The sequence below is a fragment of the Mycoplasma miroungigenitalium genome (assembly GCF_013008635.1).
Taxonomy (GTDB): domain Bacteria; phylum Bacillota_I; class Bacilli_A; order Mycoplasmatales; family Metamycoplasmataceae; genus Mycoplasmopsis; species Mycoplasmopsis miroungigenitalium.
Map to the genome: position 1 here is coordinate 633,662 of NZ_CP053096.1, position 24,571 is coordinate 658,232.

Below are 24,571 nucleotides of genomic sequence, written 5' to 3' on the forward strand. Positions count from 1 at the left end.
CATGAAGAAAAATAATTTATTAATAAAATCAAGTTTATCTATTACTGCCATGATTGCACCTTTGAGTGTTTTATCATGTGCTAATAAAAAAGACTATGACTTAGGTTTAGCAACTGACCCAATTAATTCACTTAATTACATTAAATATCCATCTGTTAATAGAGTTTTACCATCGTTAGTTGAATCACCTTTGAAATCTGGTCCAAATGAGTCAATTAAAAGACTTGCAAATATTCCTAAAATTAACATGGGTATTTATCAAACTAGTGAGGATGGTTCATTTGATAAATACTTACTAGACAACCCGAATCCAGAAAACTCAGGTAGATTTTATGCCTTAGATGGATTCGGTTCAGCGCCGGGCACCATCACAACAGACCAATCTGAGTATTTGGCAGTACACGGCGTGCAAACACCGTCAAACAAATTCTTATCTTTAAATGTTTTATTAAACGATGGACAGAGTAAATGAAGCAACGGGGATTTAGTTAGGGCTGATGATTATATTGATGCTATGCACTATATTTTTGACCTCGAAACAGGTTCTCAAAAAGTAACAACTATGTTACAAAGAAAATTTCAATCATCAAGTGAAATTATGCAGGCACAACAAGAATACATTCAAAAACATGCCGTTGCTTACAAAAATCCGTTTGCATACCCGCCATTAATAAAAGTTAATGGTGAGTGAGTATATGATGTTTTCGACCCAAGTTATCAACCTTGATCAAGTCAAGTTGAAGGTGATGAAAAAGAAGTAGAAAATATCAAAAAAGCTGCCTTAAATCTTGGGTTTTATTCAGGCAGAATGTATTGAAATATTGACAATAAAACTGTACTGGGAGCAATTCCTTATTCACCTGACTTCAACTTTGAAAAAGATGAAACAGTTTTAATGTTACCCAACCCAGAGTATTCAGTGAATCTTCACTCAGATAAAGAATTAGAGTCAATACCTCAAAGAATTCCAACCAAAGTTAAGAAATACCTATATTTCGATCCTAAACAAACGCCGTCTAAGGAATTTAAGGATTTATTGGAACAATCACGTGCTCTTAAACATAAACTTGGTGATATTGAATTTTCTGATGAAAATACAGAGTTATATACTGAAAAAGTCAATAAGTTGTATAGAAACTTGTTGCCTAACGGGCAAACAACTTTAGATAATGAATTTATCAAAAAACTTAAACCTAAACATTATTTTACCAATAGAGTACTAGCTTTAGATGAATTCACTTTAAGAATAGCCTACGACGAGTATCAACCTACTGATATCAATAATGCATATCATGATATTTCAAATATTATCATTCCAATTAATCGTCGTTTTGTTGAATCAATTGGCGGAATTAGAGAGTTTGGTTTGAAACAATCTCATTTCTTAACTAACGGTCCATTCAATATCAAAGATTTAGTTTTGGGACCCCAAGGTTTTATTTCGCTAGAAAAAAATAAACAATATTATTCATCAAGTAAAACAATTAGCAACAAAATCAAAATTTACTTTTCTAACGACCCAAATATTAACTCAGCAATGTATGAAGATGGTTATATATCAGCTTCTAAAATTCCACCAGTACTTCAATGGAAATATTGGGCTGATTTAAAAACTAGAAAATATATGAAGAAATCAAATGGTTTCGGTACGATTGCTCTGGCTTTCAACTTAGATAAAGAAACTAACTCAAATTCTGTTGTTAATGATATCAATTTAAGAAATGCAATTTATTATGCCATTGATAGAAATGATATGTTAAATATCGTAGGTTGATCATCTTCATTCCCAGTTATAACTTGAACAGCCTTTGGTCAAGCTTCGTCTAGCTATGGTGATGCTGTTGAATCTGGTTTTGACCACGACTATATGTACACAAAATATGGTAGTTATCCTGAAGATTCAAGCGATAAAACTAATTACCTTAACCAATTTATTTATCAAAAAGCTAAACAGGAAGCCCAGGATAAAAAATGAGGAATTCCAATTCCGGTTCAAAACTACGCACATATCGATCATATTTCTAAATCAATGAGATTTGAAACTGTAAACAGAACCGATAAAGCATACCACCTAGAGGTTGCTCGTGCATTTCTAGAAGAATTCAAAAAATCTCATCCTAACGAAAAACAAATTACATTGAAATTCATTTCGAATTCAACTGATGAACAAAAAAATGCCGGATTGGCTCTAAAAGATTTTATGGCCAAAGCTTTCGGCAATTATATCAACATTGATATTAAAAACTTACCTGAGAATGTTTATGAGGACTGACGTACAACTGGTAAATATGATTTAATATATCGTAACTTTGATGCCTTCGGTAGCGATATTTATTCTTACATCAGAGTTTTTCTAAAACCTGATGAAATCAATTCAAAACAACAAAAAACAACAGGATTCAGAAATAATCCTGCCGGCGGTTGAACATATCATGATTATTTCACGAAAATGGGATATTCAAGAGATAAAAATAATAAATTAGTAATACTTGATCTTCAGAAAGCTAAAGAGATTGAAAACTTAAAACAAAGATTGAGAATCTTGGGTGTGCAACCTAAGAGCCCAAATGTTTGAGATAAAATAGTTGATTTATCTGTTATGTACAACGGAGAAAACTTAAATGATTATACTAAGCGTCATATGAAATTCTTCTCCGCACAATACACAGACGAAGAAAGAAATGAAGGTTGAACTGAGGTTAATGGGTTTGCAGTTATTGCTGGATTCGAAAAAATAGTTAGAGAAGCCGCACCAGTAATTCCGTTAATGGAAGTTGATACATATTGAGAAGTTTCAAGAGTAAATGGTACTGAAAGTTTATTTGCTTATTCATTGCAATATGCATATGATGTGGCAAATCGTCCATCACCTGACTTGCCAACATTAATTAAATAGGAGGAGAAAATATGGAACAAAAAAATAATTTTGTGGACAGATCATTCATTGAGCAGTCCGGCAATAAAATCACAGAAAAAGCTTCTTACGTTGACTTTACAGGTAAGCTAAAACCTAAAATTTCAAAGTTTGCTAGCATTGTAAATATTCAGTCTCCTTTGGCAAAGTCTATTATTAGATTCTTTATAATGGCGATCGAATTTCTAACTATTGCTTGAATTGTTGTAACAATTACATTTTTCTTAATTAACTCAATACCTGGTTCAACAACCTTAACAGCCGGATTAGATGAATCATCGGCAAAAGCAATTGAAGCGACTTATGGGCTTGACAAACCATTAGTTGAAAGATACTTTATCTATTTAAAAAACTTAACACACGGTAATTTTGGTATCTCATATTCAGTATTCCCTGGACAAGATATTAATGATTTTGTTTGAATTAGATTTTATAAATCATTTTTGATTGGAATTTTCTCAGTAATGTTGACATTGCTAATTGGAATTCCGGTTGGTGTTTATGTTGGGATGAACCCTGATAAATTGCCAGATCATATTGCTACAATTATTGTTTCAATATTTTCATCAATTCCATCATTAGTATTCGCTTTATGGCTATTATTGATTGGTCGGGCTATAAATATACCTTATCTATATGTCGAAACTGACTTAGCAACTTATATTTTGCCTGGTCTCGCATTATCATTGAGTTCTATAATTGTATATATAAAATATATTAGAACTGAGTTGAATAGGGAACTTAACTCACAACACGCTAAGTTTTGTTACTTAAAAGGTTTATCGAAATCAAGATTCGTGTGAACACACGCCCTTAAACCTTCTCTATTCCCGATTGCAACGTTTTTCCCAGTTGTTATATTCGGTAGTTTTATTGGAAGTATGTTTGTTGAACAAATATTCTTCATTACTGGTAGTGGTGGGTTGCTACTACACGCTATAACCTCAAAAGATTACAATATCATTTTGTTTATGGTTACATTATTCTCATTAATAACAATTCTTTCATATACATGTCGTGATGCGCTTTATAAAGCTATTGATCCACGTGTTAGAAGAAGTAAGTAGGTATCATGTTTGATTGAAAAATAAATAAAAAATATACAGCAGCAAATAATGAACACGGTAAGGATTTAGCTCCTAATCGTTTCCTACAACCACTAAACTATAAAAAATGAGAAATGATGGGTAATATATTAGATTACCATGAATCGGCGCATATTAAAGACCCACAAAATAAATGAAAAGAACTATTTTACAGATATTCACGTAGTTTTGCTGGAGTATTTGGGGCAGTATTGTTTTTGGTACTGGTTATCAGCGCAATCTTTATTCCTTTTGCAACAACAAATCCAGATACTTTAGATATTGATAATAAATATTTAAACTTTTTCGAAAAATCATCAGTAATTTTTGGTACTGATTACCTAGGTAGAGACTTATTTGCAAGGTTATGGTGAGGTTTAAGATATTCGCTTGCTTTAGCCTTGGTTACTACAATTATTCAAGTTTTTGTTGGATTATTGATAGGAATAATGATGGGTCACTTTAGAATTTTTGACACTATTATGACTTATATTATCAAAGTTATTTCAAACGTTCCATCAATAATCATATTAATTGTAATCACGATTGTCTGACGTCCAACATTCTGAGTTATGGTGTTTGCTTTAACTTTTACATCCTGAACTGGTATAGCCAACCAAATGCGTTCACAGGTGTTGAGAGCCAAAACATTCGAATGAGTTTCTGCATCTGGGATTCTAGGTACCCCTACTTATAAAATATTATTGAATTATTTACCGGTAGTAATTCCTCTATTAGTTACCGAAATTGTATTTCACATTCCAGGTGTTATTCTTAGTGAAACATCGTTGGCTTTCATAGGATTGAGTATTGATATACCAACATTAGGTAACTTGATTTCTGAAGGATCTAAAGTGTTTACGGCATATCCACGTTATGTATTGTTGCCTTCATGTATGCTTGTTTTATTAACAACATCGATACAACTTATATCAGCAAGTATTCAAGATTCATTGTTGAGACAAAGATAGGAGAATCATATGAAAAAAATCAATTCTCAAGATTGAAGAAAATTATCTTATAAGCAGAAAATTGAATACTATTCGGAAAATTTTAAAACAACATTAAAAATTGGCAATATTGAAAATAAAGATCCTTATACAAAGTTATATCCACAAGTTATAAAAAAATTAGCTAAACCACATCCTAAAAATCTTTTAACCGTTACAAAGGAACAAAATAAATCATTTTGAAGAAACACAAAAGATTTTTGAGGAAATATTTGATATAGATTAACACACTTATTCAAATTTGGTAAAAAGAATGAATCTAACATAGATTTTGATTCTTATATCGAAAATGCAAAAGTTGAGCATGTTTTAGGCGAAGATCTAAAGGTTGCTGCAGAAATTGAAGATGTTTACTTAACTTTTAAAAACCCGGCTAATCCTAGAGAAAAAAACCTCGTCTTAAGAGGTCCAAGCTTCAAAATTTATGAAGGAAAAATCCATTCAATTATTGGAGAATCTGGTTCTGGTAAATCTGTTATTACTTCATTACTTTACGGATTAACTGGTAATAACTCAATTATAGAATCTGGCAGCGTCAAATTATATGGTCTAGAAGTTCATAATTTTAATCTTTTCAATTGAGAAAAATCTAAATTAAGAGGTCGTATCGTTAGTGCTGTTTTCCAAAACCCAATGTCGATTCTTGACCCTACTATGAAAGTTGGCAATCAAATAATTGAAGGGATGCTAATTAATGGCATTTGTAAAAACAAAAAACAAGCTAACGAAGAAGCAATAAAATATTTGAAATTAGCAAAAATTAATAATCCTGAACAAGTAATGAAGCTTTACCCTCATGAATTATCTGGTGGTATGATTCAGCGTATTGCAATCGCTGCCATTGTCAGTCTAAAACCGAAAATTCTTGTAATGGATGAACCGACCACTGCCTTAGACCCAACTGTTCAAGCTTTGGTATTGGATATTATTCGGGAATTGCAAGAACAATTCAAAATAGCTGTAGCCTTCATCACCCACGATTTAGGCGTTGTTGCGTCGATTTCAGAATTTATTAACATCATGTATGCTGGTCAAATTATCGAGTCTGGAACTCGTGAAGAAGTCCTAATGCACCCACAACACCCATATACTTGAGGTTTAATTTCTTCAATGCCTGACTACAACAATGATGAAAGACTTAATGTTATAAAAGGCGCTGTACCTAGTTCACTAAACAATATTAAAGGTGATGCTTTTGCCGTTCGTAATGATTACGCATTAATAAAAGACAAAGATGAGGAAGCTGATTTCTATTATGTTTCACCAACTCACTTTGTTAAGTCGGCATTGCTAGACGAATTAGCTCCATTCTACGAACCACCTAAGGTAATTCAAAATCTATGGAAAAGATATTTTGATAGATTAAATAACCTATATCCTGATGGTATATTTGTCGAAAATACACAATATCAAATTGATTTAGAAAAAGTTACTGAATTGAACACACAAACACAATTATTAATTGACGAACGCAACCAAGAAAATGAACAAGAGGAGGCATAAATCATGGAACAAGAAAAATTTTATGTTGAATCAGGACGTTTTGGTAAAAAAGTTTATCGTCAAATTAGACCCGGCACTGACGAAATGCTAAATTGTGTTGATAAAAAACCAATTGTGGAAATTCGAAATATGGATGTCACTTATGGTTATGGTGCAAAAACCTTTTATGCTTTGAAAGATCTAAACTTGAATATTTATCAAGGTGAAGTATTGGGTTTAGTTGGAGAATCTGGTTCTGGAAAAACAACCGCTGGTAGAGCAATAATTGGTTTAACCCCTCATAGCTTTGGTCAAATTAAAATCTTGGATAGAGTTATTCCTAAAAACAAAGAAAAGATTATAAAATGAACTAAAAAAGGTAAAGACATTATCGACTTTATGGTAAATAAAGTGCAAATGATTTTTCAAGATCCTACAAATAGTTTAAACCCCTTTAAGAATGTTGAAACCGTTGTTGGTGAAGGATTAACGAATTTAAAATGTTCAAAATACCTTTATTTAACTAATATAGATATTGAGACATATATTGAATTAAATAATAAGTTAAAAGAAATAAATCCTAAATTAGTTTTTTCTGATGACCCTTGAGAAGAGATAAGAAAGCATTGAGATACAGAACAACAACTCTATGATTTCTTACATGTTGAAACATTAAATGAACTCAAATATTTAAAAGAAGTCATTAATGCTGATGATTTTACTAAACTTATTGAATTTATGGGCGAACGGAAAGAACTGCGCGACAAGGAACAAAACCTTACTGAAAAGGAATGTAAAAGAAAACTGATAATTGACATTTTACATCAAGTAGGTCTAGATGAAACGGTCCTTAATAGATTCCCATTGGAATTTTCTGGTGGGCAGCAACAACGTGTTGGTATTTGTAGAGCCGTTGTTTTACAACCGCAAATACTTATTGCTGATGAACCAATTTCTGCTCTTGACGTTTCGATTCAAGCACAAGTAATTAACATTTTCAAAGAACTTAAAGAAAAGTACAACTTAACTATAATTTTCATTGCTCACGATTTACGTATGGTTGAATATATTTCTGATAGAATCGCTGTAATTAATAAAGGTACACTACTTGAGGTTGGACCAACAAAGTCTGTTATTTACAATCCTCACCACCCTTATACTCAAAGTCTTTTAGATGCTGTTCCATCAATTGAAGCTGAAAAAGGTTCATTGGTCGGGAAATTATACGACCCTTCAATTCATGATTATACAGAAGAAACTCAACCCAAATGACAAAAAGTCGCTGATAAACATTATGTCTTAGCTTCTGATGTTGAAATTGGTTCTTTTGTTGAAAATGCTAAAAATTACAATAGCAAAATGAAAAAATAATTATTAAAAAAAGATTAGCTGTTCATTCTAATCTTTTTTATTTTTTTAGTTTAAATAAATTACTTGCTATTCTTTCAATTACCGATACTGAAACGGAGTTTCCCGCTTGTTTATATAAATGACAATTAGCGATGTTGGGTAATTTATATCAATCAGGAAATCCTTGAAATCTGAAACATTCTTCCGGGGTTAATTTTCTTATTCCAAACTTAGTCAAAACTATAGGGACGTTGTGGCCGCCCGTCCCCATATTTGCCGTTAGAGTCGGACAAACATTTGATTTATTTTCTCTAACGTATTTTCTTCGCCACTGATATAAAGTGTTTTCTTTATTTATGGAGTCCTTTAGTTGATTAAAATTTTTAAAATTTGTATCATTATAATAATACTTATTATCGACTATTTTTAAGTTATCAACAATATCGCTGATTTGTTTATTTAATTTTTTTGGCATCGGAAATTCAAATTTTTCATAATCAGACTTATCTTTGAAAGCAACTATATATATTCTTTCTCTATTTTGAGGAATATTTCCATATTCCATACTATTTAATATTTTATACTTAACAAAGTATTTTTCTTTTTTAAGGGAGTTTATTATTACTCTGAATGTATTACCGTTATCATGAGATATTAAATTTTTTACGTTTTCTAAAAATATAATCTTTGGTTTTTTTCCTTAAATATTCGTTCAAGTTCAAAAAATAAATTTCCTCTCCCTTTTAAATCATTGAATCCATGTCTATAACCCGCGATACTGAAAGCTTGACAAGGGAATCCAGCAAGCATTACATCAAAGTCTGGGATTTCCTTATTATTGACAGTCCTTATATCTCTTATATCAACTTCAGTCTGAAAATTTTCTTTATATGTTATTCCAGCATTTTTGTCAAACTCATTCGCATAAACAATTTCGCAATATTTATTAAAACCTAGGTCGATCCCTCCGACACCTGCAAAAAAACTTGCAGCCCTTATTTTTTTCATTTTTCTCCTTTTTTTGCGGCGCGCTGCCAAATATTAATAAATAAAATAAATTATGATTTAATTACCTCGCCGGTATTTAAATCTATGATTGCATATTCCTTGCAATCTTTAGGTATAATTATTTTTTTGATTATCGAAAATCTAGGTCTTTGACCAGTTGAATGTTTAGCGTGAAATGATTCTTTTTCATTAACCATTATTTTTTTGAGGTCATCAATATCAATTCGATAACAATAAAATTTATCCTCGTCAATGTCTAATCTTAAAAATTCTAGTATATCAAATTCACTACGTGGACCAAATGAGGTTAAATCGGTATTGAAATTGCTTGTTCCCTTAATCTGAATTTTTTTCCATCTTTTGAGATTGCATCTTCGCTTCCTCCTTCGGAAGCTTGAAGTTTGTAATCATTAATAATGCAAGCTAAATTTTCTGTAATTGCTTCGTGCAAATTAACTCCGCGTGTATAAATTTTTTTTATAAGTGTATTTAACTTCTTTCAAGCAAAATACATTTTAAATATGTCTTCATTTTCCTTGTTTTTTTATGTTCATAATTAATTTGATATTCCTTTTTAATTAATTATAACATTAGAAATTGTTGCAAATGTTGATAATTAAAATTAAGATTTACAATTATTATTTTTCCTGAATTCTTCAATCTCATTTTTATAATTTTCCAGAACATATGCTAAATCTTTATCTCCACGACCAGATAAATTAACTAGTATATCAATCTCTTTGTCTTTAAATTCTTTAGCAATCTTAATTGCTTGAGCAAGAGCATGAGATGATTCAAGCGCTGGAATAATTCCTTCGATTGAAGACAGTAACAAGAATGCTTCAAGGGCTTCTAAATCATTAATTGCAACATATGTTGCCAAATTATTTTGTTTTAGATAGGCATGTTCTGGACCGACGCCAGGATAATCAAGACCAGAAGCTATTGAATAAACATCATCTGGTTCACCATTTTCGTCTGCAAGTAATATTGATTTAAAACCGTGTAAAATACCTGGTTTGCCAAATGATAAAGTAGAGGCGTGATCACCTTTCTTTTCCCCTTTGCCTAATGGTTCAACTCCGATTAATTTCGTGTCGCTGAATAGGAATGCAGAAAAAGATCCAATCGCGTTTGAACCTCCTCCAACGCATGCCACAACATAATCAGGATTTTTATTGTATTGAGTATTGAACTGTTCATGCATTTCCTCACCAATTATTTTTTGAAAGTTACGAACCATCAAAGGGAATGGATGCGGACCAACTACACTACCGATAGCATACAAGGCCGTTTCACTTTGTTTACGGTATGCCTCAAACGCTGAATCAACTGCTTCTTTTAGTGTTTGATTTCCGTGTGTTGCCGGAACGACCTTTGCACCTAAAATTTTCATTTTCTCAACATTCGGCTGTTGCTTGGCAATATCCACAGCCCCCATATGAATTTCACACTCTAAACCAAAATGAGCAGCAGCAAGTGCTACGGCAGAACCGTGACTTCCAGCACCTGTTTCAGCAATAAGTTTCTTTTTGCCAATCATTTTAGCGAATAAACCTTCAGCTAAACAATGGTTGGTTTTGTGACTACCACCTTCATTTAAATCTTCTCTTTTAATATGAATTCTTGCCTTGCCAAATTTAGCACTTAAATTCTTACAAAAATATATTGGTGTTGGACGTCCTTGAAAATTTTTTCTTAAATTTTTTAACTCGTTTTTAAATTCATCTGATTCTGAAACAATTTTATATTGTGTGGCGATATTTTTAAATATTTCTTTTAAATCATCAGGTAAATATGAACCGCCAAATTCACCAAAATAGCCCTCATCATTTGGTGTATTATCTAAATACTTTTTTAATTTATCATTCATTATTACTCCTATACTGTAATTATAATTTTATATGATTTTAGCTTTTTGCTTTTTTTAAATCTATTTAAATGAAAAAAACTATCACATTCTATTTTATTTGTAAGAATTAATATTCATGACGATTCCCGATAATTAAAATTTTTCAATGTAAAGTATTATTATTCAATTAAAAAAACTAATATTTCCATTAGTTTTTTTAAGCACCCTTCTTGTGCTGGCTTAGAGCTATACGCTATTTATATGATTAAATAACCGCTCATTTTATTCGTTATTAGTAAACAATATTTTTAAAGAAAAGAAAAATATTTTTTATGTATTTATGTTTTTGTTTGTCAACTAGCATAGAATAGAAGATAATTTTAAGAAACTATAAATATCTAAGCATTATTTCTTATTGTTTCTAAGTGTAAGAAAATTTAATTTACGTATTTTATTGTTAAATGTGTAAATTGGCAAAAATAGACTAGTTATTTATAGGTGAAAATTAAATAACTAGCTACACAAAAATATTTGTATATTATAATTAGAACTGATTATGAAAAAAACAAACGAACTTGAAGTAACAAGAGTTACAGAAATTAAAAGAAATAGAATTAAGCAATCATTTCTGCATTTTTCAACACTATATAGAATTAATAAGTTAGGTTGACAAATCGCTTTGTCAATCGTTATTGGTTTAATATTCGGTGTAATTGAATTCACAATGATTCAAATTACTGGTTTATACCAAATGGGTTTGGGCGCGCTAGCTCAAGCTTTGGGTCGTTTCACGAGAATATTTAACGATGACAAAACATTATTTAATATCCTCTTTTGGTTAGTGAATTTTCTAGGAAATGTCCCTTTATTTATTTTTGCGTACAAAAAAATAGATAAAAAATTTGCATTATTAAATTTTGCTTATTTAGCTAGTTCTACAGTTAGCGGTTTCGCATGTGCATCTATTCCGGGCGCTGAGCATTGATTTATTTTCTCTGATCCTAATACTTCGTTACCAGCAATAGACGGAGCAGATGTTTTAAAAAATGTTGAAATTATTATTTGAGATACTGCAAATTTGAAAGAATTTTCAATATTCTTTTATGCTATGTTGTTTGGGATTTTGCAAGCTATTTTTAATGCTGCACTATTAATTACCGGATCATCATCAGCAGGTTTTGATATAGTAGCTATCTATATGTCTAAGAAAAAATTCCGTGATATGGGTTCAGTATTTTTATTGATTCATCTTGTATGTTTAATTATTGCCAATTTGTTTGGTACATATATTCCGGCAGGCCACGCAATAACGGGACACGAATATCAAAATTTCAATGTAGGTCCATGAGCAATGCAAAATTTCTTTAGTCCTACATTTATAGCTGGCGTATTGATGATTTTGGTGAATGCTATCACTTTGAACATATTCTTCCCTAAATTCCAATTAGTAAGGGTTGAAGTTATTTCTTCAAAAGTAAATGAAATACAACAAGCAATTCTTAATTGTAAAGACAAAACATACGCAACAACAATAGTTGATGCTCGTGGTGGATATTCAAATCAAAAACAACAAATTTTGATAACAACTTGTTTATTTATTGATGCTGCTCAATTATTGGACATGATTAGAAATGTTGACGAAAATGCCTTTGTGACTGTATTGGATGTCAAAAAAGTTGATGGCCACGTTTACACTGCAAGCACCAAACATAAAAAACTAATTAGTTCAAAACAAAAGCATAAAAAAAGTGAGATAGAACTAAATATTAATCAAAATACATTAGTAAATAATTAAAAATCAGTAATTTATCATTATTTATTAGTATATTTATACATTTTTATTAAAATTAAATTGTTAAAGAAAAAGATAGAAAGAGGAAATATGGCAGAAAATGAAAAATCATTAGCAAGTGTCTACCACGTTACTCCTTACAACGGCAAATGACAAGTAAAAGGTGTAGGTAACACAAGACCAACTAAATTATTTGATACCCAAAAGGAAGCGGTTGCTTATGCTAACGAATTAACTAAAAAACGTAATGGTTCAGTTCTTATTCACAGAAAAACTGGTCAAGTTAGAGACAGTATTAGCAATAAAAAGAAAAAATAATTATCAATTTTAATTAACATTCGTTTTAAACATGTAAAAGTCAATAGAACTGCTCTATTGACTTTTATTATACGTAAGTTAAATTGAGTTCTTCAAATAGTAAGATCAATATTAAGCTAATAATTAAAAATAACAATATTTTTAAATTACGTATAAAATTTAAATAAAAGAAAGAGGTTTTATGTCTAATTATAAATTGCACTCTAAATACGAACCGGCAGGTGATCAACCATCAGCAATAAAAGAACTAGTTGATAATATCAAAAATGGTGAAAAATTTCAGGTTTTAAAAGGTGTCACAGGCAGTGGGAAAACCTTTACTATTGCTAATGTAATTAAAAATTTTGATCGTCCTGTATTAGTGCTATCTCATAATAAGACATTAGCCAGCCAGTTATATAGTGAGTTGAAAGGTTTTTTTCCTGAAAACAATGTAGAATATTTTGTTTCTTATTTTGATTATTATCGACCAGAAGCGTATATTCCTTCATCGGATTCATATATAGAAAAAAATTCTCAAACCAATAAAGAAATTGAGGCAATGAGAATGTCTGCGTATAATTCTCTTTTAACCAATAATAATACAATTGTTGTTGCTTCTGTATCGGCTATTTATGGGGCTCTTAATCCAACAGAATATCGTGAACAAATATTTTTTATCCAAGTTGGGGACAAATATAAAAGAAATGACTTTTTAAAGGAATTAGTGCAAAAAAACTATAATCGAAATGAAGTTGAATTAACATTAGGTAGTTTTAGTTCAAAAGGAGATATAGTTTTTATTAGACCGGCTCACTCATTTGAATTTTTAATAAGAGTTGACTTTTTTGGCGATGAGATTGAAAAGATTTCAACTTGTCACCCTGTTACAAAACAAATATTTGAGACTTATAAAAAGTTCAGAATTTTCCCCGGAGATGCATACACTGTAGGTTCAGAATTAACCAAACAAGTTGTAGAAAAAATTGGTAAAGAACTTGACGAAAGAATTGAATATTTCACTAAAAACGGAAAATTATTGGAAGCACAAAGAATAGACGAACGTACAAGAAAAGATATGGATTCATTGAGTCAATTTGGTGTTTGCAATGGCATTGAAAATTATTCTAGATATTTTGATAAACGAGAGGCTGGCGAGCGACCGTATACATTGCTTGATTATTTTGCTGATAAAAATCCATTATTAATAATTGATGAAAGTCATATGATGCTTCCTCAATTAAGAGCAATGTATTTAGGTGACAGAAGTCGTAAACAAACTCTTGTTGATTATGGTTTCAGATTGCCAAGTGCTTTAGATAACAGACCTTTAAAATTTGATGAATTCGAAAACAGTTTCGATTTTCAAACGATTTATATTTCGGCCACACCTGAGGAATATGAATTAAATAAAACATATGGTGTTATTACTCGTTTATACGTTCGTCCAACTGGACTGCTGGACCCAATCATTGAAGTTAGAAGTAGTCAAAATCAAGTTGAGGACATCTATGACGAATTACAAAAACAAAAATCAAAAAATGAGCGGACTTTAATATTAACAACAACCAAAAGGTTAGCGGAAGAATTAACAAGACATTATCTTGAAAAAAACGAAAAAGTTGCTTTTATTCACTCAGAACACAATACTTTTGAAAGAAATAGGATTCTTTTAAAATTGAGAAGAGGTGTCTACGATACAGTAATTGGTATTAATTTACTGCGTGAGGGAATTGATTTACCGGAGGTTAGCTTAATTGTTGTTTTGGATGCTGATAGAGAGGGTTTTTTGCGTGATACAAAATCCCTAATTCAAATTGCGGGTCGTGCTGCTCGTAATGCTAATGGGCGTGTTTTGTTTTATGCTGATAAAATTTCTAGGAGCATGCAAGAAACTATTGACGATAATCTTGAAAAACGTCAATTACAAATTGAATACAATAGATTGCATAACATTACGCCTAAAACTATAATCAAAGATATTCCCGACTCACTTTTAGATGATGCCAAGGACGAAGAAATAAGTTTCTTCTTGAGTGATAATAAACGTAAGGCTAATTCAAAACAAGCAAAAATTGATTTAATAAATGAATTAAGAGCAAAAATGAACGAAGCAGCTAAAAATTTGGATTATGAAAAAGCTATTGAAATTAGAGATGTTATTATCGAATTAGAAAATAGTAATTAAAGGAGATGGTTATGTCAACAAAAGAAAATATTACGATTAAAGGCGCTAGAGAAAACAACTTAAAAAACGTTAATTTAGTACTTCCAAAAAATAAACTAATTGTCTTTACTGGTTTATCAGGTTCGGGTAAATCTTCTTTAGCATTTAATACAATTTATGAAGAAGGTCGAAGAAGATATGTTGATAGTTTAAGTAATTATGCTAGACAATTTCTTGGAGGGACTAATAAACCTGATGTAGATGCAATAGATGGACTAAGCCCATCTATTGCTATTGAGCAAAAAACTACCCACAATAACCCTCGTTCAACAGTTGGTACTGTTACTGAAATTTATGATTATTTAAGATTATTATTCGCAAGAATTGGTAAACCGTTTTGTCCAAAACACAAAATTGAGATAACTTCGCAAACTAATAAAGATATCTTAGATTCAATTTATTCATTAGATCCTGATTCAAAATTATTCATTTTGGCACCAGTCGTGGAAAACGAAAAAGGAACTCATGTAAATTTAATTGAAAAACTTAAAAAAGAGGGTTTTGTACGCCTAAAAATTGATGGTCAAATTTATGACCTTGATGAAAAAATTGATTTGGATAAAAATTCAAAACATTATATTGATATTGTGGTTGATAGAGTTGTTTTAACCGAAGAAAATAGAGCCAGAATTGCTGAAGCAATATCTGTTGCCGCTGATTATGGAAAAGGATTAGTTAAAGTTGAATCAACAGATGGTTACAGTAAGGTTTTTTCTAAATTACACTCCTGTTTTTATAAAGATTTTGAGATGCCAAAGATTGAACCAAGATTATTCTCCTTTAACTCGCCGTCCGGAGCTTGTGATCAGTGTAAAGGTTTAGGTGTTGATTTGCGAGCTAGTTTTGAAGCACTGGTTCCTGAACCTTGAAGAAGTATTAATGAAGGCGGTATTAAGATTTATGAAAATACAGTTAATACTCAAAATCTTGAATGACAAGAATTTGATATTTTGTTAGCTCATTATCAAATTGATAAAACAATCCCAATTGAGGATTTATCTAAAGAAGAATTATACATAATTAAATATGGTGCAGATGAAGAATTAGAATATGTATTAACCTCCACTTCTGGAAACCAAATAAGAAGAACTAAACGTATTGAAGGTATTTTAAATACTGTGGAACGTAAATATATGGAAACAGCATCTCAAGCAGTGAGAGATTGACTAAAAAAATATATGGGTTCATATCCATGTTCAAGTTGTAATTATTCACGTTTAAATAAATATGCTTTAGCTGTACAAATCAATGGTATGAACATTGACGACTTTGCTAGACAATCAATCGAAGAAGCCTTATTTACTATTGAAAACATAGAATTACAGGACACTGAAGTTCAAATTTCTTCATTGATTATTACAGAGCTAATAAACAGACTAACATTTTTGCAAAATGTAGGTTTAAGTTATTTAAGTTTAAATCGTAGCGCAGAAACACTATCTGGTGGCGAAAGTCAACGTATTAAATTAGCAACGCAAGTTGGTTCTAATTTGACTGGTGTTTTATATGTACTAGATGAACCATCAATTGGACTTCATCAAAAAGATAACGAAAGACTAATTAATACATTGAAAAACATGGTCGAAATTGGTAATACTTTAATTGTTGTAGAACATGATGAAGACACCATTAGAGCTGCAGAACATTTGGTGGATATTGGACCGTTGGCGGGAGCACAAGGTGGAAATATCGTTGCGCAAGGAAGTTTAGAAGATATTAAAAATTGTCCAGAATCACTGACGGGGCAGTATTTAAGCGGTAAATTGTCTATTGATGTACCAAAATCTCGTCGTTCTGGAAATGGTCAGGTTGTAACAATTTATGGCGCTAAGGAAAATAACCTTAAAGATATTGATGTTAAATTTCCTCTTGGCAAATTTATAGCCGTCACAGGAATGAGCGGATCGGGCAAAAGCACATTAGTAAATGAGATTTTCGTAAAAGGAATACAAAGAGTTGTCAATAAAAGTACTGATAAATTGGGTAAATTCAAGTCAATTAATAATATTCAAGCTATTGATAAAGTTGTTCCAATTTCTCAAAGTCCAATTGGACGAACACCTCGTTCAACCCCTGCAACACACATTTCGGTTTTCGATGATATTAGAGATCTTTTTGCTTCAACTACTGAAGCTAAATCAAGAGGTTATACAAAATCTAATTTTAGTTTTAATGTCCCAGGTGGACGTTGTGAAAAATGTAGTGGAGATGGTGTAATAAAAATTGAAATGCATTTTCTTCCTGATGTTTATATTGCTTGTGATGACTGTGATGGTAAACGTTATACACTCGAAACTCTTGAAATAAAATATCGTGGAAAAAACATATCAGATGTATTGAATATGAGTGTTGATGAAGCTCATGATTTCTTTGCAAATCGCTCAAAAATTAAAGAAAAATTAGCAGTAATTCAATCAATTGGTCTTGGATACATTAAATTGGGTCAGCCATCAACAACATTAAGCGGCGGTGAAGCACAAAGAGTCAAATTAGCAACTTATTTACAGAAAAAACCAACCGGAAAGACTGTTTACGTACTCGATGAACCAACAACTGGTTTGCACACACACGATGTTAAAAAATTATTAGACGTATTAAACAAAATTGTTGACGGAGGCGATACAATCATTGTTATTGAACATAATTTAGATGTAATTAAATGTGCTGATTATATCATTGATTTAGGGCCGGAGGGCGGAGTCAATGGAGGTAGAATAGTTGCTTCGGGTACTCCTGAGCAAGTAGCTCAATGTGAACTAAGTTTTACCGGTCAATACTTAAAAAAATACTTAAAATAACGGATTTCCGTTTTTTTATTGCATTTATAACATTATATAAGAACATATTTTATATTTTTATATATAATTCTAAATATGAATTTAAAAAGAAAATTAATCCTTTACATTATGGTTGCGATTATGTCAATATTTTTAGTAATCGCTTCATTTATAATGCTTTGATTGGACGTGGCAAAAGTTTGATCAGCAATATTTACATCTTTACTGATTTTAAGTTCGGTATTGACTGGTACTTTTATTGTTTTATCAATTAAAACCTTTATTGCTAACCAATCATCAATCAAATCTTCATATAGTAAATTTGTTGATGAAATAATGGTTCATAATCAAGTTGGCACGATAATTTACGATATGAGCGGTAATATTATTCAAACAAGCGAATTTATTCGTACTCGCTTTGGTAAACATTTAGTTGGATTAAAATTACATAAATTTTTCGAATCGATTTTTGTTAATTTTTCTGAAAAACAAAGAGAATATGAATTTAAACATGAAAACTCCTATTACGTAGCTTCTGTGTTTCCTTTGAATAACTATGTTTCAATTAGAGATAATTCTCTTGAAAAAAGAAGTATGCAGATTTATAGTCAAGAACAAGCAGTAGTTGGGGAACTTGAAATCGATAATTACTGACTATATCAATCAATTCTTTCTGAGGAACAGCTATACAACCTTAATAAAAGCGTTATTACAGTTCTGGACAATTTAGTTCAAACATATAATTTGATTTATCGTCAATACAATACTAATGGGAAATTTTTACTTGTTACAAACAAAATTTCACTAGATAAGATGATAGATGCTAAGTTCGAATTCTTTGATAAATTACACCAAGTTCTTAAAACCGATAATAATAACATTGTAGTTTCAGTTTCAGCCGGTTTTGCATATGGGGCCAATGAATATCAAACTAAAATAGATTTAGCAAAAAGCGCCTTATTACAGGCGCAAGGACGTGGTGGTGATCAAGTTGTTGTTTTATCTCCTTATGATCATCCAATTTACTTTGGTTCAACAACAGAAATTCTACCTAGCGTCGATAGAACTAGAATTCGAAACCTAACTGGCTTAGTAGAACAAAGATTGCTCAATCCAAAATTAGACAAGGTAATTATCTATGGACATGCCGTGGCGGATTTAGATGCGATTGGTTCGGCGATGGGGGTTTTAGCTTTATGTAAAACCTATGGTAAGCAAGTATATATATGTTCTGCCACACAAGACTCTACAACTAAAAAAGTCTTACAACAATATTGAGAAAACATTGGAGACAATTTTATAAAACCACAGGTTGCAAATAAAATTTCTGATGAGAATACAATTGTCTTCTTTGTGGATAATGCTCACCCTACACGTACAGATAATCCAGAAGCGATAAAAAATGTTAAGTCGGAAAACATCTTTATTTTAGATCATCACAGAATGAAGTTATCAATTGATTTTGCTCCAAAAGAAAACAGGGTTATTGCAACTTCGGCTTCATCAGCCAGTGAATTAGTTACTGAGATGCTAATTTTTTCAAAGCGCAAAGTTGATGTTGATCTAATCACTGCTCAAATGTTATTAAATGGAATTTGCTTGGATACATTGCAATTCCAAAAACACGCAACCTCTAAAACCTTTGAGGCGGCAAGTTGATTGGAAACCAGAGGGGCGAATTCAACAGTTGCGGCTAATGCATTAAAAATAGATGCAGAAACTTATGCCAAGGTAAATAAAATGTTGGAGTCGTTGGAAGAAGTAAAAGAAGGATTTTTCCTTGCTTACGCTGATGTTCCAATGTCAGACGATTTAATTTCGATTACGGCAGAAGAAATTTTAAGAATCGATGGCCGGAGAGCAAGTTTTGTTGTAGCTCGACAAGAAAAAGGCGATAAATACAAATTATCAGCTCGTGGCATTGACACAAATGTTCAAATAATTTGTGAAGGTGTCGGTGGTGGTGGAGGTTTTGCAGCAGCAGCAGCAGTTTCTACTGATGACCTAGAAACATTTATAGATAATATTAAACAAGCGATTGTGAGTGTGAAATAATGAAAATAATACTATTAAAAGATTGTAAAGATGGTAAAGCTAATACCATTATTGAAGTATCAGATGGCTATGGGGCTAACTTTTTGGTTGCCAAAGGTTTTGGGGTTCCATACAACGAAAAAACTAAATACCAATTAGATAAACGTCTTAAAGATATGACTAATGACGAAATGGAAATTCGTGCTAAGGCTCTTGAATTGAAGCAACAATTAGAAAATGACAAATTAACTTACCGGTTAGATGCTTTAATTGATGCCCACGGAAACTTGATCGTGCATAAATCAATTTCAACTAAAGATATCAACAGAGATTTAGTTAAAAAAGGTTACAAACTAGACAAATATTCAGTACAAAAAGTTCATATTGTGTCAAATGGCTTACACGAAATTGACATAATTTTATACAAGGATATTGTAGCTAAATTTAAAGTAGAGGTACAAGTCAATGTTAAATAAACCAGAAAATTCGTCCGGTAACTCAATTCACATTAATGTTCTGTATGAGAAAAATATTTTAGGAGTAGTGCTTTCGGATAATAAATACGCCGACAATGTTATTCCTTACTTATTGGAAGAAGATTTTGCAGTCGTTGAACACAAACGACTTTTTATCGTATTGTCTCATTTGTATAAAAACAATATCAGTATTAACAACCAACAAATACTTGAATTAGCTAAAAAAACTAATGAAACATTAGTAACACCAATGCTATTAACTGAAGTTTATGCCTCGGCAGGTTTGCCTTCTAATATCCAAAATTATTTAGAAGAATTAATCAAATTAACGAAATTAAGAACTATTCAAGCAAGAATTAGCGAAATGCAAAATCAACTTAACAGATTAGACCATAATTTAGATGAAAATTCGTTAATTAACCAAATTCAAAAATTGTTAATGGATGTTGATCGAGCTAAAGATGGTGAAGACTTTTTAACTGCGAAATCAGTCAGTGATGAATATTATGATGAGTTAAACACTTTAAAAAATGCTGACCCAAACTCTATCAGGGGAATTCCAACTGGCTTTAAAGACATTGATGTTGCCACTCAAGGTCTACATGGATCGGAATTACTGATTTTAGCTGCCAGACCCGGTATTGGTAAAACAGCCTTAGCATTAAATATTGCAGTCAATGTTGCTAGGTCAAAAAATAAAGTTACTAAACGCAATCGTCGTGTTGCATTCTTCAGTCTGGAAATGTCCCCTAAACAACTAATGGGTAGAATTTATTCATTTATGTCTGGTGTGGATCAGTACAAACTTAAAAAACCACAATTATTAACTGACGATGAGATTTTAAAAATTAATGCAACTAAAAATAATTGGATTGACCGTTTAAATCTTTTTATTGATAATACTTACGAAAACGAACTGCAAACTCTTTTATGAAAATGTCGTCGTTTGCATAAAGTAGAACCAATTGATTTAATCGTAGTTGACTATTTACAATTAATTTCATCAACTACAAAAGGTCGTGGTGGGGAAAATAGACAACTGGAAATTACTAGAATCTCAAGAAGTCTAAAAACACTATCCCTTGAGTTAAATGTACCAATTTTAGTATTGTCTCAATTAAACCGTCAAACCGAAACGCGTGAAGACAAAAGACCTATGCTAGCTGACCTTCGTGAATCGGGTTCTATTGAAAATGATGCCGATATTGTAATGTTTTTATACCGTGAAAACTACTATAATTCAAAAAATAAAGATATAGAAGTCGAAAACGAAAGCAAAAATATCGGTGAAGTTACTGAATTAATTTTAGCAAAACACCGTAATGGCCAAACGGGTAAAATTGGTCTAAGATTTTTACCACATATTGGTAAATTTACCGACGTAAATTTTTACGATGAGTTTATAGAAATAGAAGGTGATAATTAATGGATAGACTCAGTATCATACTAATTCCGATATTAGTATTCTTACTACTTTGTAGTTCAATTTTTAGTAGTTGTGAAACTGCATACTCAACATTGAATCCGGGCAAGCTTGAAACAATGATTGATAAAAAAGAATTTGGTTCAAAATTAATTAAGAAGCAATACAAATTTTTTAACCGTATGCTAGGTTTGATTCTAATATGCAATAACTTAGTTAATATTGGTCTTTCAGCGGCAGTTTCATACTTACTTTCGAAAAACTTAAGTGCTTCTGTAGAGCAATATTCTGCTCTAATTTCAACTGCTGTTTTAACGCCTATTATTGTTATTATTGGTGAAATCTTGCCAAAATTAATTGCAAAAGCGCACCCAGAAAAAGTCGCTAAAACATTCTGTTATGTTTTGGAAGTACTGTACTGAGTATTTTTCCCAATTTGTTGATTAATCGGTAAGATTAGTAAAAGTATTTATATAACAAACACTGAACAAGATGTTAAAAATCTTTTAGATGTAGCTCATACCGAAGGCGTTTTAGAAGCTAATGAAAGCATCATGGCGCAAAACGCTTTGGATTTAGACACAACCAAAATTAGAAAACATTATATTAAGATTAAAGATATGTCTTATCTACCGTATAATGCAACAATTGCGCAAGCGCAAGAAATGTTTAAAAAGACAAACTATTCAAGACTACCTATTGAAAAAGATGGTCAATTTCTAGGTATTGTTTTATTAAAGGATATCTTCTTCCTGAGAAAAGGTAAAGTCATAACATATATGAAATCTGTACCAACTATCAGTGCTAATTCAACCTTAGCTTCAGCACTGGAGAGATTAAGATTTGAACGGGCACAGATGGCGTTTGTCACAAATAATATGTCTTCGAGTGAAATCTTGGGAATAATCACTATTGAGGATATTCTTGAAGAAATAGTTGGTGAAATATATGATGAATATGATGAGGATGAATTAAAAGAATTCTTCGAAATCAGTCTTGAATTATTCCATGTTTCTGGCGGTGTTAAAATGAAACAAGTTCTAAAACAAATGAATTTAGAATTGCAATTATCGGATGAGGAATTAAACTCAACATTAGAAAAATGAGCAAAAACCAAACATACAGAAAAATTAAATAAAAACACCAGATTTGAAGTAGATGGTGTCTCATTTAAAGTGTTAACATTACCGACAACCAAACAAAAACATTATCGTTTTGAAATCGAAATCGGAACGCAGGCACCTGTTAATATTGAACCGACAATGGAAATATAATATATCGGGCAAGTCTCAATATTTTTTTAATGTACTTTATAGTTAAACAAAGTACATTTTTTGTACTTGTTAGAATAAGAAATCTTTCGGTATTAATTAAACATAAAATTAAATCTAAAAGTTTTATATCAAACATTTACATATATCTCTTATTAATTATGTAATAAATTAAAAACGTTTTTACGCTCACCATTCGTGTGCTACATCGCTACAAAACGCTTTTTAATTTATTACAGCTTTCAAAAGGTTCAACTATTTAAATGTTTGATATCTATAAGGAAATATACCGAAATAGGAGGTATATTAAAACTGTAAGTTCATTTTTTGATGCTTTATCGTGTAAATTTTTAGTGAAAAAATAACATATTGCCGAGCTGTTTTGATGCTGTTTTTTAGCTGCATTTTTGCTAAGAAAATTAGTATGTAAAATTACCTCTCTAACCCTCATTTTAGGACGGTATTTTATACCTTGAAATCTAGTGAATAAATCATCAATTTCAACGTGAATTTTTTTCTGATTTCTAAGCTTAAATCTATTGGCATTTTCTAAATATTTTTTGTTGTTTTGAATATCGATTTGCTCATCGATTTTGAATCGTTTTTTCATCTCATATAATAGTTGTTTTGATGGCTTTAAAGGTATCAATTCAGACGGTAATGATTGATTATTTAAGTCGCTTATAATACAAAATTTAATTAAATCAAAATCATATTTAGACCGCTTTAAACGTTCTATTATTACATCATGATAATATGTTATTCGACGTTTTTTGCCCCTATTATCTAGATATTCATACATCGTATAATTTAATTCGAAACTACCGCGCATCGTAATTCATTTATGAGTTTTTTGTTTTGCTATTTTCCAGTCTGGATATTTTTCGAAACGTATTTTATTTCGAAATTCTTCTTCAGCAAAATTTAATTCTCTTGCTTTGTTAAAATAGTATTTTTTCAAATCTGGTTCATTACTGAATATATTAATTTCATAATTCATAATTCAATTATAAAAAAACATAGCCTCGCTATGTTCATGAAAATATTACAGATTTAATTTCAATGTAAAAGTTTCTAAAGGATGATTTGTAACAGGTTTTGGATTAGACGGGAATGGCTTAACAGCATTTGGTTCTATTTCATTAGAACATAAAGATTTTGATGTTTTGTTTTTAATACATCTTTTTATTATCTAATATTTTGTAATTACCATTTAAAAATTCCTTAAGCTCACTTTTATCTAATAATGATATTGCATTAATATTTTCTTTTAAATCTTTAATTTCGCTTGTATTTACTTTATCTTTTCAATCTACAATTATTTTATTATTTCTATCTTTAGATAAATAGCATTCATTAAAAACAATATTACCATTTTGTATATTCTTATTTAATTTATTTACAATTTCTGCATATTTACTCATTTTTTTCCTTTCTTTTGTTTTAGTGTCGAAAATTATGTATAATACAGACACTGATTATTGATTGAGTCGACAAGCAGACGGCTCTTTTTTTATCCATTTAACAAAAGATATAAAAAACGCAAGCTTTCACCTGCGTGCTAACGCAGCTA

At 30.9% G+C, this 24,571-nt stretch carries 16 protein-coding genes and 2 pseudogenes; 13 read left to right on the forward strand and 5 right to left on the reverse strand.

What is annotated here, in order from left to right:
* Position 1: 1 nt before the first annotated feature.
* The 5 genes from HLA87_RS02920 to HLA87_RS02940 are packed head-to-tail and all read left to right on the forward strand — an operon-like array spanning position 2 to position 7,862.
* The gene (locus tag HLA87_RS02920) at positions 2-2,896 is read left to right on the forward strand and encodes an ABC transporter substrate-binding protein (RefSeq protein WP_171111761.1); all 2,895 of its coding nucleotides are present in this window, start codon (positions 2-4) and stop codon (positions 2,894-2,896) included.
* 11 nt (positions 2,897-2,907) lie between these two features.
* Entirely contained in the window at positions 2,908-3,981 is a 1,074-nt protein-coding gene (locus HLA87_RS02925) for an ABC transporter permease (RefSeq protein WP_171111763.1), read from the forward strand.
* A 5-nt stretch (positions 3,982-3,986) separates the two neighbouring features.
* Complete coding sequence (locus tag HLA87_RS02930; RefSeq protein WP_171111766.1) at positions 3,987-4,970, forward strand: ABC transporter permease; 984 nt, start codon at positions 3,987-3,989, stop codon at positions 4,968-4,970.
* Positions 4,971-4,979: 9 nt separating this feature from the next.
* On the forward strand, positions 4,980-6,512 hold the full coding sequence (locus HLA87_RS02935; RefSeq protein WP_171111768.1) for an ABC transporter ATP-binding protein: 1,533 nt from the start codon (positions 4,980-4,982) through the stop codon (positions 6,510-6,512).
* A 3-nt stretch (positions 6,513-6,515) separates the two neighbouring features.
* Complete coding sequence (locus HLA87_RS02940) at positions 6,516-7,862, forward strand: ABC transporter ATP-binding protein (RefSeq protein WP_171111770.1); 1,347 nt, start codon at positions 6,516-6,518, stop codon at positions 7,860-7,862.
* Between the two features lie 37 nt (positions 7,863-7,899).
* Here HLA87_RS02940 and HLA87_RS03610 read toward each other — a convergent pair.
* The 3 genes and pseudogenes from HLA87_RS03610 to trpB all read right to left on the reverse strand — a co-directional run bounded on the left by HLA87_RS03610 (position 7,900) and on the right by trpB (position 10,722).
* Positions 7,900-8,849: pseudogene (locus tag HLA87_RS03610) on the reverse strand (DNA cytosine methyltransferase).
* A 50-nt stretch (positions 8,850-8,899) separates the two neighbouring features.
* Positions 8,900-9,363, reverse strand: a pseudogene (locus tag HLA87_RS03685) (Bsp6I family type II restriction endonuclease).
* 108 nt (positions 9,364-9,471) lie between these two features.
* Positions 9,472-10,722 carry a tryptophan synthase subunit beta gene (trpB, locus tag HLA87_RS02955; RefSeq protein WP_171111772.1) on the reverse strand — a complete coding sequence of 417 codons (1,251 nt, stop codon included), beginning with the start codon at positions 10,720-10,722 and terminating at the stop codon, positions 9,472-9,474.
* 535 nt (positions 10,723-11,257) lie between these two features.
* Between trpB and HLA87_RS02960 the strand changes: the two genes are divergently transcribed.
* The 8 genes from HLA87_RS02960 (at position 11,258) to HLA87_RS02995 (ending at position 23,001) form a co-directional block, all read left to right on the forward strand.
* Complete coding sequence (locus HLA87_RS02960) at positions 11,258-12,496, forward strand: YitT family protein (RefSeq protein ID WP_171111774.1); 1,239 nt, start codon at positions 11,258-11,260, stop codon at positions 12,494-12,496.
* Between the two features lie 87 nt (positions 12,497-12,583).
* A complete protein-coding gene (locus HLA87_RS02965; protein WP_171111776.1) occupies positions 12,584-12,811 on the forward strand; it encodes a DUF2188 domain-containing protein in 228 nt (75 codons plus the stop codon).
* 181 nt (positions 12,812-12,992) lie between these two features.
* A complete protein-coding gene (uvrB, locus tag HLA87_RS02970) occupies positions 12,993-14,978 on the forward strand; it encodes an excinuclease ABC subunit UvrB (protein ID WP_171111778.1) in 1,986 nt (661 codons plus the stop codon).
* 11 nt (positions 14,979-14,989) lie between these two features.
* Positions 14,990-17,815 carry an excinuclease ABC subunit UvrA gene (gene uvrA, locus HLA87_RS02975; protein WP_171111780.1) on the forward strand — a complete coding sequence of 942 codons (2,826 nt, stop codon included), beginning with the start codon at positions 14,990-14,992 and terminating at the stop codon, positions 17,813-17,815.
* Positions 17,816-17,890: 75 nt separating this feature from the next.
* On the forward strand, positions 17,891-19,849 hold the full coding sequence (locus tag HLA87_RS02980) for a GGDEF domain-containing protein (protein WP_171111783.1): 1,959 nt from the start codon (positions 17,891-17,893) through the stop codon (positions 19,847-19,849).
* Complete coding sequence (rplI, locus tag HLA87_RS02985; protein ID WP_171111785.1) at positions 19,849-20,304, forward strand: 50S ribosomal protein L9; 456 nt, start codon at positions 19,849-19,851, stop codon at positions 20,302-20,304. The genes HLA87_RS02980 and rplI overlap by 1 nt, the downstream gene beginning before the upstream one ends.
* Positions 20,294-21,730, forward strand: coding sequence for a replicative DNA helicase (locus HLA87_RS02990; RefSeq protein WP_171111787.1), 1,437 nt, complete (start codon positions 20,294-20,296; stop codon positions 21,728-21,730). The genes rplI and HLA87_RS02990 overlap by 11 nt, the downstream gene beginning before the upstream one ends.
* Complete coding sequence (locus HLA87_RS02995) at positions 21,730-23,001, forward strand: hemolysin family protein (RefSeq protein ID WP_171111789.1); 1,272 nt, start codon at positions 21,730-21,732, stop codon at positions 22,999-23,001. The genes HLA87_RS02990 and HLA87_RS02995 overlap by 1 nt, the downstream gene beginning before the upstream one ends.
* A gap of 271 nt (positions 23,002-23,272) precedes the next feature.
* Here the strand turns inward: HLA87_RS02995 and HLA87_RS03000 are convergent, their stop codons facing one another.
* Both HLA87_RS03000 and HLA87_RS03005 read right to left on the reverse strand, forming a co-directional pair.
* On the reverse strand, positions 23,273-23,998 hold the full coding sequence (locus HLA87_RS03000) for a hypothetical protein (RefSeq protein WP_171111791.1): 726 nt from the start codon (positions 23,996-23,998) through the stop codon (positions 23,273-23,275).
* A 172-nt stretch (positions 23,999-24,170) separates the two neighbouring features.
* Complete coding sequence (locus HLA87_RS03005; RefSeq protein WP_171111794.1) at positions 24,171-24,422, reverse strand: hypothetical protein; 252 nt, start codon at positions 24,420-24,422, stop codon at positions 24,171-24,173.
* Positions 24,423-24,571 lie beyond the last annotated feature (149 nt).